Here is a 14,160-nt window from a genome sequence, read left to right as displayed (position 1 = left end):
CCCCCAGCGCGGCCGCGGCGAGATCCAGCGCGCGGGCGGCCCGGCGGTCCCCGCGGTGCACCGGGATGTACCCCTCGTGGGAGAGCACGCGTCCCAGCAGCGGGGCCCGCCACAGCCCCGCGGCGGCCATCACGACGGGGCGCGCGCCGAGCCGTTCCAGGGCGGCGAGCACGACGGCGGGATCGGTGAGTGAGGTGTGGTTGGCGACGAGCAGGCTGCCCGGGGCGAGCGCGGCGCGGTCGTCGGCGGTCACGGTGAGCCGGCCGAAGGCCGGGACTAGCAGGGCGGCCAGGCGACTGAGCAAGGGGACCTCCCGGTCTCGGCGATGGTGGGTCCATCGTCCGCCGGGGCGGGGCGGCCGGCGTGAGTGCGCGTACTCAGTTCCCGTAAGGGCCGCGGCCGCGCATGCTGGGTAAGTCGTCGGATCACCATCCGGCTGTGGGACAGCCGGGCCCGTGGGCGGCGACGCGCGTACGGGGAGGATCCGTCCTCCCCTCCAAACGCTTCCCCTTCGGACGCCTGCCGCCCTCCCCGCCTCACTTGCTCCCCGCTACACCGGGATCCTCAACAGCCCCTATTCTCAACGTCGTTGCAGGCACGACCACGCGGGGCGAACACGGGGGAGCAATACCGGCATGAGCAGCACGAACGGGGACGGTCCCGGCCGGCGGGAGGATTACGTCGACGGGGGCATCAAGCCGCTCACCCCCTTCGACCCGGCACGCATCGGTCCGTACCTCCTCCTGGGCAGGCTCGGCGCCGGGGGCATGGGGCGGGTGTTCCTCGCCCGGTCGGACAGCGGGCGCACCGTCGCCGTGAAGGTGGTCCACGAGGAGCACGTGTCCGACGCGCGGTTCCGGGCGCGCTTCCGGCGGGAGATCGAGGCGGCGGGGCGGGTCGCCGAGCGGTTCACCGCGCCGGTGCTCGACGCCGGGCCCGACGAGAACCCTCCGTGGGTGGCGACCGGGTACGTGCCGGGCCTCTCGCTGGAGCAGGTCGTGCGGTGGCACGGGCCGCTGCCGACCGCGTCCGTGCACACCCTCGCCGACGGCCTGCTGCAGGCCCTCAAGGACATCCATGACGCGGGGATCGTGCACCGCGACCTGAAGCCCTCGAACGTCATGCTGACGGTGGACGGCACCAAGGTCATCGATTTCGGGATCGCACGGGCCCTGGAGACCTCCGTCGAGTCGCTGCTGACCAGCACGGGGATGGTCGTCGGCTCGCCGGGCTTCATGTCGCCGGAGCAGGTCCGCGGGCAGAGCGCGGGCCCCGCGAGCGACGTGTTCACGGTCGGGTGCGTGCTCACGTACGCGGCGACGGGGCGGCTGCCGTTCGGACACGGAGCCAGCAATCAGCACGCCGTCATGTACCAGATCGTGCAGGACGAGCCGGACCTGGAGGGCATCGAGGATCCGGCTCTGCGCACGCTCGTCGCCCGGTGCCTGACCAAGGATCCTGAGCAACGGCCCGGCGTGGACGCGCTGTTGGCGGACCCCGAGCGGGTCGGACCGGAGAGCACCGGGCGGGCCTGGCTGCCCGCCGACGTGGTCACGCGCCTCGCGCAGCAGGCCGCGCGGCTGTTGGACGCCGAGGTGCGGCCTCTGCGCGAGGAGCCGGCGGACCGCCCGACGGTCGGCCTGCGTCCGAAGGCCGCAGCACAGGCCGCGTCGCAGGCCGAGCCACCGGTGGTCGTCCGCACGAAGGACGACTCCCCGGCCGAGGAGCAGCGGGAACGGCATCCCCGTAGGCGCCGGACGGCCATCGCGCTGCCCGTGATCGTCGTCCTCACCGTCGGCGGCGGAACGCTCGCCGTGCTCCAGCCGTGGAGCGACGGCGGCGGAGTGCACGCCCAGTCACCGGGCAGCAGCGCGAGCCCCGCGCCCGGCGGCAGCAACTCGCCCGACCGTCCCGGCAGTTCACCTTCCAAGAACGGCAAGACGAAGGACAAGGGGGACGCAGACGGGGCCGGGAAACCCAAGGAGCAGGCGGATGCCAGCAGTTCGGCTGCATCGGGAGGGACGGCGACCGCCTCCTCCGGCTCTTCGGCCGGCGCCTCGGACGCGGACTCGGAGGCGGGCGGCTCGACCGGCTCGTCCTCGGGATCATCGGGGTCCTCGGGCACGGGCGGCGGAAGCGGCTCCGGCTCGGGCGGCTCGTCGGCCGGCTCGCCGCCACCTGCCATGAAGAGCTACAAGGTCGCCTACACGAACTCGTGCGTGGGCGCGTGCTCCATGCCGATCAAGGTGAGCTGGTCGGCGATGTCCCGGGCGACCCGCTACGACGTCCACTACACCAACAAGGGCAGCAACTTCACGAAGAAGAACGTCGACACCGTCTATTCCACGGCCAATACGAGCTACACGATCAACGGCCCGTTCTCAGGTGACAAGATCTGTGTCGCCGTACGCGCGGCCAATAAGCACGGCGCCTCCGCCTGGGCGGAGACCTGGTGCGGAACGGTGGCCTACTAGGCGAACCCGTCGAAATCATTTGACGATTCCTGCGGCATTACCAGGCTAACTCGGCGGAGGTACCAGGCGATCCCGTCAAAGCCGCGCCCTGAGCCGCCTCCGCGCGGAGCTTCGCGAGCGCATCCTCACCCGGTGGTTCGCGCTGCGGCCACTGCCCGCACAGCGACCGGTATAGCTGCCCCCCCAGCGGTCGACGCCATTCGAAACGTAAATGCACATTGCTTTGCCTGGAGTGCATTCAAAGCCAAGAAAGGCGCACCCTCCGGCGGCATTCTTCATTTCAGCGGGCGCCCGTTCCGGAATTCGTTTCCCGAAGATCGGGTTGCGAGGGAGAAGGGGCGGGGGTTGGCTGGGAGGACCCCCCGCACCTGGAGTTGCCATGTCGATGTCGTCGTTCGGGTTCGGTCCCTCGGACCCCTTCAGCGAGATGTTCAACCGGTTCTTCGGTACGTCTCCCGCGACCTCGCCACCGGCCGTGCAGCGCGTGCCGATCGGGCGTCTGCTGACGGAGTCGTCCCAGGAACTGCTCGGTCTTGCCGCTCAGAAGGCACGGGAGGACGGCACGGACGACCTGGACACCGAGCATCTGCTGTGGGCCACGACCAAGGTCGAACCGTCCCGCCGGGCGCTGGCGCAGGCCGGCGTGGACCCCGACCGGCTCGCCGAGGAGATCGCCGAGGTCCTGCCCCGGGAGGCCGCCCAGCCGTCGGCGGAGCCGGGGCTGACTCCGGCGGCCAAGCGCACGCTGACGGCCGCCTACGCCCGGTCCCGGGCGGCGGGGGTCTCCTACATCGGGCCGGAGCACATCCTCGGCGCCCTGATCGACGACCCCGGATCGGGAGCGGCGCGCCTGCTGGGCGCGGGCGGCCGCGATCTGACCGGGCTGACGAACGCCGCGGAGCAGGTGGACGGCGGCAGCGGCGCAGGCGCAAGCGCAGGCGGTGGCACGGCAGCGCCGTCCACGACCCTCGACGAGTTCGGGCGCGACCTCACCGAGGAGGCCAGGGCCGGCAAGCTGGACCCGGTCGTGGGCCGGGCCGAGGAGATCGAGCAGACCGTGGAGATCCTCTCGCGGCGCACCAAGAACAATCCGGTGCTGATCGGCGAGCCCGGTGTCGGCAAGACCGCCATCGTCGAAGGACTCGCCCAGCGCATCGTGGCGGGAGAGGTCCCGGACACGCTCAAGGACAAGCGGGTGGTCTCGCTCGACCTGTCCGCCATGGTGGCCGGGGCGCAGTACCGGGGCCAGTTCGAGGAACGGCTGAAGAAGGTCATCGAGGACGTGCAGGCGGCGGGCGGTGACATCGTCCTGTTCATCGACGAGTTGCACACCGTCGTCGGCGCCGGAGCGTCCGGCGAGGGCTCGATGGACGCGGGAAACATGCTCAAACCGGCCCTGGCCCGCGGCGAGTTGCACGTCGTCGGTGCCACCACCATCGACGAGTACCGCAGGTACATCGAGAAGGACGCCGCGCTGGAGCGCCGCTTCCAGCCCGTGCTCGTCCCGGAACCGACGGTCGAGCAGACCGTGCAGATCCTGGAGGGGCTGCGGGACGCGTACGAGGCGCACCACCAGGTCCGGTTCGCGGACGGCGCGCTGGCCGCGGCCGCCGAACTGTCGGACCGCTACATCAGCGACCGCTTCCTGCCCGACAAGGCCATCGACCTGATGGACCAGGCCGGGGCCCGGGTGCGGCTGCGCAACGCGAGCCGCTCCACCGAGGTCGTCGCGCGCGAGGACCGCGTGGCGGGGCTGCGCCGCGAGCTCGACCAGGCGGTGTCCGGCGAGGACTTCGACAAGGCGTCCGCGCTGAAGAAGCAGGTCGCCGAGGCGGAAGCGGAGATCGCCGGCGTCGAGGAACGCCGGGAGGGCGTCATCTCCGTGACGGCGGACGACATCGCGGACATCGTCTCCCGCCGCACCGGCATCCCGGTCTCCCAGCTGACCGCCGGGGAGAAGGAGAAGCTGCTCAGGCTGGAAGAGGAGATGCACGCCCGCATCGTCGGCCAGGACGAGGCCGTGACCGCCGTCTCCCAGGCGGTACGCCGCAACCGCGCGGGCATGGGCGACCCGAACCGGCCCGTCGGCTCCTTCCTCTTCCTCGGCCCGACCGGCGTCGGCAAGACCGAACTCGCCAAGACGCTCGCGGAGTTGCTGTTCGGCGACGAGAGCCGCATGGTCCGCTTCGACATGAGCGAGTTCCAGGAGAAGCACACCGTGGCCCGTCTCGTCGGTGCCCCTCCCGGGTACGTCGGCTACGAAGAGGCGGGGCAGCTCACGGAGAAGGTGCGGCGCCAGCCCTACAGCGTGGTCCTGTTCGACGAGGTCGAGAAGGCGCACCCCGACATCTTCAACACGCTGCTGCAGATCCTCGACGACGGCCGGCTCACCGACTCCCAGGGCCGCACCGTCGACTTCCGGCACTGCGTGATCATCATGACGTCCAACATCGGCGCCCCTCGCATCCTCGCCCACGAGGGCGACGCCGCCGACCTCAAGGACGAGCTCATGGCCGAGCTCCGCGGCCGCTTCCTGCCGGAGTTCCTCAACCGCATCGACGACATCATCGTCTTCCACAGCCTCACCGAGGACGATCTCGGCACGATCGTCGACCACCTGCTGGCGCAGAGCGAGCACCGGGTGCACGCCCAGGGGCTGAAGCTGGAGGTCACCGAGGCGGCCAAGAAACTGCTGATCGCGCACGGCCACCAGCCGGAGTTCGGCGCCCGCCCGCTGCGCCGCACGATCCAGTCGGAGCTCGACAACCGCATCGCGTCCCTGCTGCTCGGCGGCGAGGCCGAACCGGGCGACACGATCGTCGCCGACGTGCAGAACGACACCCTGCACTGCACGATCCGTCCGCACTCCTCCGACGACGCGGACCCGGCCGCCACCTGACCGGCGGCCGGACCGCGAGGTCCCGTGTGTGCGAACGGCCGATATTGTGACCGGATGGCGGACAGGACCGGCGAGGACCCACAGATCGACGGACGCTCCACGCGCTGGGGCGAGCACAAGGCGCAACGTCAGGTCGAGTTGGTGGACGCCGCGGTCGCCCTCATCGAGGAGGAGGGCGCGCCGTTCCGGGTGCAGCGTCTGGCGGAGCGGGTGGGTCTGCCGCGGTCGGTGCTCTACCGGCATTTCAAGGACCGCGCCTCCCTCGACGAGTTGGTCCGCCGCCGGGTGGTGGAGTCCTTCGTCAAGCGCATGGAGCCCACGCTCACGTTCGAAGGGACGGTCGAGGAGGCCGTGCACCGTGTGGTGGGCGCACATCTGGACTGGGTGGCGCGGCACCCGCGCCTGTACGCGTACATGGGCGTCAGTGAGCACGCGATGGGGGACGGCTCGCTGGTGGCGGACACCAAGACGGGCATCGCCCTGATGCTGAGCGAGCGGTTCGGTGACGTGCTCAAGGCCCTGGGGGTCGGCGAGGCGCCGATCCGTTCGGTGGCCGTCGGGATCGTGGGGTTCGTGGACACCGCGGTCAACCAGTGGGTGCACGACCCCGCACGCGAGCAGTCGGAGGCGGAGCTGCGCGCGATGCTGTGCCGCTCGGTCTGGGCGGTGCTGGACGCGACGCTGCGGGACCTGGGCGTGGAGCTGTCGCCGCAGCAGCGCGTCGCGGATCTCTAGCGAGCCCGAGCACCGTGCGCAGGGCCGTCAGCCGGTCACGACCGGGGTGCCGTTGGCGGCGCGTCGCAGGGCGTCGGTGTCCGTGAGTTTGACGCGGGGGCGGCCCTGGGCCTGGCCCGCCGCCCGTTCCGCGCGGTCGATGGCGTGCCAGGCCTCCAGGTCCAGGGCGGGCGGCGCCGTGGCGGTCCCGGGCAGCGGCCGTGTGAGGCGGCCCGCGGCGAAGTCCTCCAGGAGGGACTCGACGGTTTCGTGGGCGCAGGTCTTGTTCGTGCCGATGAAGCCGGTCGGGCCGCGCTTGATCCAGCCCGCGACGTAGACGCCGGGCTCGACCCGGCCGGCCGTGTGCGGGACGGTCGCGCTGTCCTCGTCGAAGGGCAGTCCGGGGACGGGGCGGGCGCGGTAGCCGACCGAGCGCAGGACGAGGCCGGTCTCCAGGGACTGCGTGTCGCCGGTGGGCACGGCTCGTACGGTGCCGTCGTCGTCGGTGTGCAGGATGGTGCGGGTGACCTCCAGGGCGCGAACGCGGTCCTCGCCGGTGATCCGCACCGGCCCGGTCAGGAAGCGCAGCACGATGCGGCGGCGTCCTTCGACCGGGGTGCGGGCGGCCAGCTCCGACAGCAGGCGGGTCTTCTCGGTGGCGTCCGGCGCCAGGTCCTCGGGCCAGCCCTCGATGCTCACGTCCACGTCCGGGAGAGCGCGGAGCGCGAGGAGTTCGGGCACGGTGAACGCGGCCTGGGCGGGGCCGCGCCGGCCGAGGAGGACGACCTCGCGGATCCTGCTGTCGCGCAGCGCGGTGAGCGCGCGGTCGGAGATGTCGGTGCGGGCCAGGGCGTCGGGGTCGGCGGTGAGGATGCGGGCCACGTCGAGGGCGACGTTGCCGTTGCCGACGACCACCGCGCGCTCGGTGTCGAGCGGGTGGTCGTCGTGCGCGCGGTCGGGATGGCCGTTGTACCAGGCGACGAAGTCCGTCGCGCTGACGCTGCCGGGCAGGTCCTCGCCCTGGATGCCGAGGCGCTTGTCGGTCGCGGCGCCGACGGCGTAGAGCACCGCGTGGTGCTCGCGCAGCAGGTCGGTGTGGGTGAGGTCGGTGCCGATCTCGACGCCGAGGCGGTAGCGGAAGCCGGGCTGGGACTCGATGGTCCGGAACAGTTCGGTGACCTGCTTGGTGTCCTGGTGGTCCGGCGCGACGCCGGCCCGCGCGAGGCCGTACGGGGTGGGGAGCCGGTCGTGGACGGTGACGCGCACGCCGGGACGGCGCAGCAGCTCGTCGGCGGCGAACAGGCCCGCGGGTCCGGCGCCGACGACGGCGACGCTCAACTCGCCCTCAGGCACGGCGCGTTGGCGGGGCACGACGTACATGGGTGCCCGGTCGGCGTGCGGGTTGTCCTTGTAGTAGGAGGCGTTCAGTTCCAGGAAGGGCAACTCCGCCTCGCCGAGGGCCGTATGGGGCTTGAGCGCGTCCACCGGGCAGGCCGTCGTGCAGGCGCCGCAGTCCACGCAGGTGCGCGGGTCGACGTACAGCATCTCGGCGGTCTGGAAGCCGGGTTCGCCCGGCGCGGGGTGGATGCAGTTGACCGGGCAGGCCAGCACGCAGGAGGCGTCGGCGCAGCAGGATCGGGTGACGACGTACGGCACGGCGGGCTGGTCTCCGTTCGGGCGTGGACGAGGAGTCGGTGCGGCGCTCAGTCGGCGAGCGGGGCGGGCTCGCCGCGGAAGCGAGCGGGGCGGCCGTCGATGCGCAGGGCCTTCCACAGCGGGCGGGACACCTTGTTCATCAGGCCGATGTCCTGGGCGAGCATCCGCACGTCGGAGAAGAGTTCGTGGAGCATCTTCTGGCCGGCCTCGGACTTCCAGAAGACCTCCTTGATCACCCGGTCGGGGATGCCGACGAGGGCGGCGGACTTCCGGTCGGGGATCATGATGACGTCGCACAGGGACCGCATGATCAGCGGGAAGAGGACGGACAGGGCGCCGCGCCGGGCCTTGCCGAACTGCGGGACGCGCAGGCGCAGGAACTCGTGGGCGAAGGAGATGTGCCGGGCCTCTTCGGCGATGTGGATCTGCATGATCCGCTGCGGCAGCGGGTGCACCGGCTCCCCGCTGCGCAGGGCCCCCTTCTGCAGGTGGTCGATGGGCTCCTCGCCGGCCAGGATGCCGGTGAAGAACGCCTCGGGGTACAGGGAGCCGAACAGCGGGAGCACCCGGCTGAGCTGGCGGAACCAGCGCTTGCCGCCGGCGGTGTCCACACCGGTGCGGTTGACCAGTTCCTGGAACATCTGGGTGTGGTGGGTCTCTTCGGTGATCTCGTGGGTGAGGTAGCGGAACTCCTGGTCCTGGTTGCCCAGTTGGTACACGTAGTCCAGCGCTCCGCGCATCAGCAGGTTCTCGAACTGCATCCCCACCTTGGCGATCACCGCCCAGCGCCAGATGCCTATCCGGATCTGCGTCTCCAGCGGCTGCTCCTGGTACCAGGGGTGGGCGCCCAGGGCGTCCGCCGAGGTCAGCACCCAGCGGGTGTCGCTCGTGTCCACGGCGAACTCGGGGTCGTCCCACTTGATGTCGAGGAAGGCGTTGAAGTTGACGTTGACGGAACCCTCGGACAGGGTCCGCAGGCGCTCGTCGTAGGTCTTCCTGTTCAGTTTCGCGGACATCTTCGTCCTCGCTTTGTCTGCTCGGGTTCGACGGGAGGGAGGTGCCGGCCGGGTGGGTCAGGCGGCGCGGGTCGGCTCCTGGGCGGTCGCCTTGGCGAAGCGCAGGGCGCTGTCGTCGAGGGGGGCGTCGCGGAGCATGGCCCGGTCGCGGTGGAAGTTGTTCCACAGCCGCCACGGGTCGCGGGTGCCCTGGCGCGGCATGACCTTGTCGGCCCGGGCGATGTAGCCGGAGGTCAGCGCCTCGCCCATGACGGAGAACTCGGAACGGTCGCCGTCGCGGGCCACCGGAGTGGCGATGTCGTGGCCGTGACGCCGCATGTGCGCCAGCAGGCGGGCGGTGTAGTCGGCCGCCAGGTCCGCCTTCAGGGTCCAGGAGGCGTTCGTGTAGCCGATGACGAGGGACATGTTGGGTACGCCCTCGAGCAGGACCGCCTTGTAGAGGACGCGGTTCGTGACGTCCACCGGCGTGCCGTCGACGGTGAGTTCCATGCCGCCCATGAGGCGCACGCTCAGGCCGGTCGCGGTGACGACGATGTCGGCCTTCAGCTCCTTGCCGGACCTCAGGCGGATGCCGTCGGCGGTGAACGTGTCGATGCGGTCCGTGGCGATGGCCGCCCTGCCGCTCTTGAGCACCTTGAACAGGTCGCCGCCGGGGACCACGCACAGCCGCTGGTCCCAGGGCTTGTAGCGCGGGCTGAAGTGGCGCATGTCGACGCCCTTGCCGGCCTGGGCCCGTACGAGGCCGAGGAGCACCTTGCGGGCCAGGCGGGGGTACTTGCGGCAGAAGGCGTAACTCCCGCGCTGCAGCGCGATGTTGCGGGCGCGGACGACCTTGTACGTCAGCCGGGCGGGGGCGCGGAGCTTCTGCAGGACGGAGGTGAGGGGGTCGACCTCGGGCAGCGCGAGGATGTACGTGGGTGAGCGCTGCAGCATGGTGACGCCGGCGGCCTTGTCGGCCATCGCGGGCAGCAGGGTGATGGCGGTGGCGCCGGAGCCGATCACGACGACCCGCTTGCCGGTGTGGTCGAGGTCCTCGGGCCAGTGCTGGGGGTGGACCAGTGTGCCCTGGTAGTCGGCCTCGCCGGGGAACTCGGGGCGGTAGGGCTTGTCGTAGTCGTAGTAGCCGGTAGCGCCGACGAGGTACCCCGCGCTGTACGACTCGCGCTCGCCGGTGTTCTCGTCCTCGACCTCGACGGTCCAGCGGCCGGTGTCGTGCGAGAAGTCGGCGCTGGTGGCGCGGCGGCCGAAGCGGATGCGCTCCAGTATGCGGCCGTCCGCCGCGGCGTCCTCGACGTACTGCCGGATCTCCGCGCCGTCGGCGAGGGTGCGTGCGTCGCGCCAGGGCCGGAAGCCGAAGCCGAAGGTCGGCATGTCGGAGTCGGAGCGGATGCCGGGGTAGCGGAAGAGGTCCCAGGTGCCGCCCACCCGGGAGCGGCGCTCCAGCACGACGAGCGACGCTCGGGGGTTGTCACGCAGGACGTGGTGCGCGGCACTGATGCCGGATATTCCGGCGCCGACGACCAGGACATCGACGTACTGCTGCTCCATCGCGGAGGGTCCTCGCTCTCGCTCGTGAGCCCCTGGCGGATACAGGGACGGAGGGGCCACCGTCGCTCGGGGGGCCGACGGCTGTTCAGACACGCGGTTCCACGTATGCGCGACACTCGCAATTTACCTGCGACACGCTGTTTCACATACCGTCGGTAACGTGAGGTGGGCCACACGCAAAGGGAGGTTTATCGGGATCAACGATCGCACGCCGCGCAGAAGTTGACCCGGTCGTCACGACTTCCGCACATGCGGGCGTGCCTGCGGGCGGGCGGTGGGCTCTCGCCGGATGCCGGCAGGGGTGCCGGCGCCGAACGCCGCGTCCGGCGCAGGGACGTGGCGGGCAGGGGCAAGCCCTCAGCCCTCAGGAGGAGTCCACGGCGGTCCTGCCGTCGCAAGGTCCGGACGGCCGCCCCACCGGATCGATCCGGTGGGGCGGGAACGGTGCGCCACGACGTCTTGCCGGCCGTGCGCCCGCGCGTGCACGGTCCGGGCTCCGGCGCCGGACCCGTGCCGGTCAGCTGCTCCGGGGCTGCGGCCGACGCGCCGACCCGGCCCGCCCCTCCCCTACGTCGACTCGGCCCGGCCCGGCGATACGGAGCCCCCGGTGGTGGAGACGGCAGTGGAGCTGTCGAGTGAGCGGCTCACAGGTCGATGCCGCGGTGGGAGACGTGGAGCGTGTTCATGCGGCCTCGTCGGGGCGGCGCACCCGGTAGCGCAGGTGCGTGACGTCCCGGTCCTCCAGTCGGCGGACCAGGTCGAGTTCGATGTGCTCGCCCCCGATGTGGTCGAAGAGGCGTCGACCGCCGCCGAGCAGGACCTGCACGAGGTGGATCTCCATCTCGTCGAGAAGTCCGGCCCGCAGGAGCGCCTGGGCCGCGCCCGCCCCGTGGACCATGACCGGCCGGTCCCCGGCGGCGGCGCGGGCCTGTCGGGCGCAGTCCTCGACGTCGGTGACGAAGCGTGCGTGGCCGGGCGGCACGTCCCCGTCCGCCACGCGGTGGGTGAGGACGAGGATCGGCACGCCGTCGTGGTGGTCGCCCTGCCACCGCCCGGCGAGTTCGAAGGTCCGGCGGCCGGAGATCATCGCGCCGGTGGCCAGCGCCTCACGGTAGACCTGCCCGCTGGGGCCGTCGGACTCCCGGTCGTCCAGCCAGTTGAAGAGCCGTCCGCCGTCACGTCCGAGCTCCTGGCCCGGCCGATCGTCCGGACCGGCGACGTAACCGTCGAGCGACATCGACATGTACAGCCGAATCGGGTTGCGCATGGCCGGATCCTCTCTCCTCCAGGGCACGGGAACGCCCCTCTTCCCGTCCCTCGGGGCGGGAGTGCCACCCTGGAAGACTGCGGGCGGCGGGCGAACTCATCGGCCCCACGAGGCGTCATCAAGAGCAGCCGATCGCGGGCGGCGCCACGCCGCCACGATCGCTTCACCCGGGAGCAGCGACCACGCATGGCACGCATCTTCATCACCGGATCGACCGACGGGCTGGGCAGAGCGGCCGCGTCGGACCTCCTCGACGACGGGCACGAGGTCGTCCTGCACGCCCGCAACGCGTCGCGGGCGGCGGACCTGGGCCCCCTCGCGGACCGCGCGTTCGGCGTCGTCGTCGGGGACCTGTCCGGCGCCGAGGAGACGCACGCGCTGGCCGAGCAGGTCAACGCGCTCGGCCGGATGGACACGGTCATCCACAACGCGGGGCTCTACATCGACCGCGCGCGCGTCCTCACCCCGAGGGCCACCCGCGCACGCTGGCGGTGAACGTGCTCGCGCCCTACGTGCTGACCGCCGAGATCCGGCGGCCGGCCCGGCTGATCTACCTCAGCAGCGGCATGCTGCACGACGGGAACCGCTCCCTGGACGACCTCGACTGGACGTCCCGGCGCTGGAGCGGTCTCCAGGCGTACTGCGACAGCAACTCCTCCTCACCACGCTCGCCCACGCGGTGGCCCGGCGGTGGCCGGACGTGATCACCCATGTCGTAGACCCGGGTTGGGTGCCCACCCGGATGGACGGAGCGGCCGCGCCCGACGACCTCACGCTCGGGCGCACGACGCAGGTGTGGCTGGCGGTCGGCGACGAGCCGGAGGCGACCGTCAGCGGCGGCTACTGGTACCACCGCAGCCGCCGGGAGCCCGTCGCGGCCGCCTGCGACCCCGGCTTCCAGGACGACCTGCTCGACGAGCTGCACCACCTCACCGGGGTGCCGTTGCGCTGACGCGGGGGTGCGCAACAGTGGCCGGAGTCATTGCTGTTGACGGGCGCGACGAGGGGTGTCCGCTCCAGCCGGTCGCCCGGCGTCCATTCAGGTCGCAGCTGGTGCTCGTCCCGGGGCCGCGGCCGATACTGGTGCAGCACCGGCAACCACATGTCACCCGGAGGTCCCAGTGAAAATGTTGATCAACGTGGCCGAGAACGTCGTCGCCGATGCGCTGCGCGGAATGGCGGCCGCCTACCCCGAGCTGACCGTCGACGTCGACAACCGGGTGATCGTGCGCCGGGACGCGCCGGTCGCCGGGAAGGTGGCGTTGGTGTCGGGCGGCGGGTCCGGGCACGAGCCGCTGCACGGGGGGTTCGTGGGTCCGGGCATGCTGTCCGCGGCCTGTCCCGGTGAGGTGTTCACGTCGCCGGTGCCCGACCAGATGGTGCGGGCCGCCGCCGCGGTGGACAGCGGGGCGGGCGTGCTGTTCATCGTGAAGAACTACACCGGTGACGTGCTCAACTTCGACATGGCGGCCGAGCTCGCCGAGGACGAGGGCGTGGCGGTCGCCAAGGTGCTGGTGAACGACGACGTCGCCGTGACCGACAGCCTCTACACCGCCGGGCGGCGCGGCACCGGAGCCACCTTGTTCGTCGAGAAGATCGCGGGCGCCGCCGCCGAGGAGGGCCAGCCGCTGGAGCGGGTCGAGGCGCTCGCCCGGCAGGTCAATGAGAGTGCCCGCAGCTTCGGGGTGGCGCTCGGCGCCTGCACCACGCCCGCGAAGGGCTCGCCGACGTTCGAACTGCCGCCGGGGGAGCTGGAGTTGGGTATCGGCATTCACGGCGAGCCCGGTCGCGAACGGCGTCCGATGATGACGTCCGGGGAGATCGCCGACTTCGCCGTCCACGCCGTCCTGGAGGACCTGAACCCGACCGGTCCGGTGCTCGTCCTGGTCAACGGCATGGGCGCGACGCCGCTGTTGGAGCTGTACGGCTTCAACGCCGAGGTGCAGCGGGTGCTCGGCGAGCGCGGCGTGGCCGTCGCCCGCACCCTCGTCGGCAACTACGTCACATCGCTCGACATGGCCGGCGCCTCCGTCACCCTGTGCCAGGTGGACGAGGAACTGCTGCGACTGTGGGACGCGCCGGTGAGCACCGCCGGTCTGCGCTGGGGCATGTGAGCGACGGCGCCCCCGTCAACGTACCTACCAAGCAAGGAGATCACGTGCTCGACGCCGACTTCTTCCGGCGCTGGATGACGGCGACCGCGGCCGCGGTGGACCGTGAGGCCGCCCGGCTCACCGAACTCGACTCCCCCATCGGCGACGCCGACCACGGCAGCAATCTGCAGCGCGGCTTCACGGCCGTGCGGGCCGTGCTCGACAAGGACGCGCCGCAGACGCCGGGGGCCGTCCTCACCCTCGCCGGGCGGCAGTTGATCTCGACCGTGGGTGGTGCGTCGGGGCCGCTGTACGGCACGCTGCTGCGCCGCACCGGCAAGGCGCTCGGTGACGCGGCGCAGGTGAGCGAGGCCGAGCTGGCGCAGGCGCTGCGCGTCGGCGTGGACGCCGTGGCCGCGCTCGGCGGGGCCGCGCCCGGGGACAAGACGATGCTGGACGCGCTCGTCCCGGCGGTGGACGCCTTCGACGGCGG

The 14,160-nt window shown here is 71.7% G+C and carries 13 protein-coding genes; 8 read left to right on the top strand and 5 right to left on the bottom strand.

Going from position 1 to position 14,160, the window contains the following annotated elements; translation table 11 throughout:
- Positions 1-304, bottom strand: a 304-nt coding sequence (locus tag G3I40_RS04845; RefSeq protein ID WP_203643468.1) for a 1-acyl-sn-glycerol-3-phosphate acyltransferase, incomplete at its 3' end; no start/stop codon positions are given.
- 331 nt (positions 305-635) lie between these two features.
- Here G3I40_RS04845 and G3I40_RS04840 point away from each other — a divergent pair.
- The 3 genes from G3I40_RS04840 (at position 636) to G3I40_RS04830 (ending at position 6,108) form a co-directional block, all read left to right on the top strand.
- A complete protein-coding gene (locus G3I40_RS04840; RefSeq protein ID WP_164300908.1) occupies positions 636-2,474 on the top strand; it encodes a serine/threonine-protein kinase in 1,839 nt (612 codons plus the stop codon).
- 379 nt (positions 2,475-2,853) lie between these two features.
- Complete coding sequence (locus G3I40_RS04835; RefSeq protein WP_164300907.1) at positions 2,854-5,373, top strand: ATP-dependent Clp protease ATP-binding subunit; 2,520 nt, start codon at positions 2,854-2,856, stop codon at positions 5,371-5,373.
- Between the two features lie 54 nt (positions 5,374-5,427).
- The gene (locus G3I40_RS04830; RefSeq protein WP_164300906.1) at positions 5,428-6,108 is read left to right on the top strand and encodes a TetR/AcrR family transcriptional regulator; all 681 of its coding nucleotides are present in this window, start codon (positions 5,428-5,430) and stop codon (positions 6,106-6,108) included.
- Positions 6,109-6,135: 27 nt separating this feature from the next.
- Here the strand turns inward: G3I40_RS04830 and G3I40_RS04825 are convergent, their stop codons facing one another.
- From G3I40_RS04825 to G3I40_RS04810, 4 genes are all read right to left on the bottom strand, one after another.
- Positions 6,136-7,743, bottom strand: coding sequence for an FAD-dependent oxidoreductase (locus G3I40_RS04825; protein WP_164300905.1), 1,608 nt, complete (start codon positions 7,741-7,743; stop codon positions 6,136-6,138).
- Between the two features lie 47 nt (positions 7,744-7,790).
- On the bottom strand, positions 7,791-8,759 hold the full coding sequence (locus G3I40_RS04820) for a diiron oxygenase (protein WP_164300904.1): 969 nt from the start codon (positions 8,757-8,759) through the stop codon (positions 7,791-7,793).
- A gap of 57 nt (positions 8,760-8,816) precedes the next feature.
- On the bottom strand, positions 8,817-10,307 hold the full coding sequence (locus G3I40_RS04815; RefSeq protein WP_164300903.1) for an NAD(P)/FAD-dependent oxidoreductase: 1,491 nt from the start codon (positions 10,305-10,307) through the stop codon (positions 8,817-8,819).
- Positions 10,308-10,989: 682 nt separating this feature from the next.
- Complete coding sequence (locus G3I40_RS04810) at positions 10,990-11,574, bottom strand: dihydrofolate reductase family protein (protein WP_164300902.1); 585 nt, start codon at positions 11,572-11,574, stop codon at positions 10,990-10,992.
- A gap of 186 nt (positions 11,575-11,760) precedes the next feature.
- Here G3I40_RS04810 and G3I40_RS46920 point away from each other — a divergent pair, with 186 nt between their 5' ends.
- The 5 genes from G3I40_RS46920 to dhaL form a co-directional block, all read left to right on the top strand.
- Positions 11,761-12,069 (top strand): SDR family NAD(P)-dependent oxidoreductase, encoded by a 309-nt coding sequence (locus G3I40_RS46920; protein ID WP_239091540.1) that lies wholly within the window; start codon positions 11,761-11,763, stop codon positions 12,067-12,069.
- Positions 12,070-12,071: 2 nt separating this feature from the next.
- A complete protein-coding gene (locus G3I40_RS46915) occupies positions 12,072-12,278 on the top strand; it encodes a hypothetical protein (RefSeq protein ID WP_239091539.1) in 207 nt (68 codons plus the stop codon).
- Positions 12,275-12,526 carry a hypothetical protein gene (locus G3I40_RS46910; RefSeq protein ID WP_239091538.1) on the top strand — a complete coding sequence of 84 codons (252 nt, stop codon included), beginning with the start codon at positions 12,275-12,277 and terminating at the stop codon, positions 12,524-12,526. The genes G3I40_RS46915 and G3I40_RS46910 overlap by 4 nt, the downstream gene beginning before the upstream one ends.
- 169 nt (positions 12,527-12,695) lie before the next feature.
- On the top strand, positions 12,696-13,688 hold the full coding sequence (gene dhaK, locus G3I40_RS04800) for a dihydroxyacetone kinase subunit DhaK (RefSeq protein ID WP_164300901.1): 993 nt from the start codon (positions 12,696-12,698) through the stop codon (positions 13,686-13,688).
- 44 nt (positions 13,689-13,732) lie between these two features.
- Positions 13,733-14,160 (top strand): dihydroxyacetone kinase subunit DhaL (dhaL, locus tag G3I40_RS04795; protein ID WP_164300900.1); only part of this gene is annotated, 428 nt, incomplete at its 3' end.

It is taken from the genome of Streptomyces sp. SID14478 (genome assembly GCF_010548525.1).
In the GTDB taxonomy this organism is placed as follows: domain Bacteria; phylum Actinomycetota; class Actinomycetes; order Streptomycetales; family Streptomycetaceae; genus Streptomyces.
Note: the sequence above shows the minus strand (reverse complement) of the source record. Positions and strands in the feature narration are given on the sequence as shown.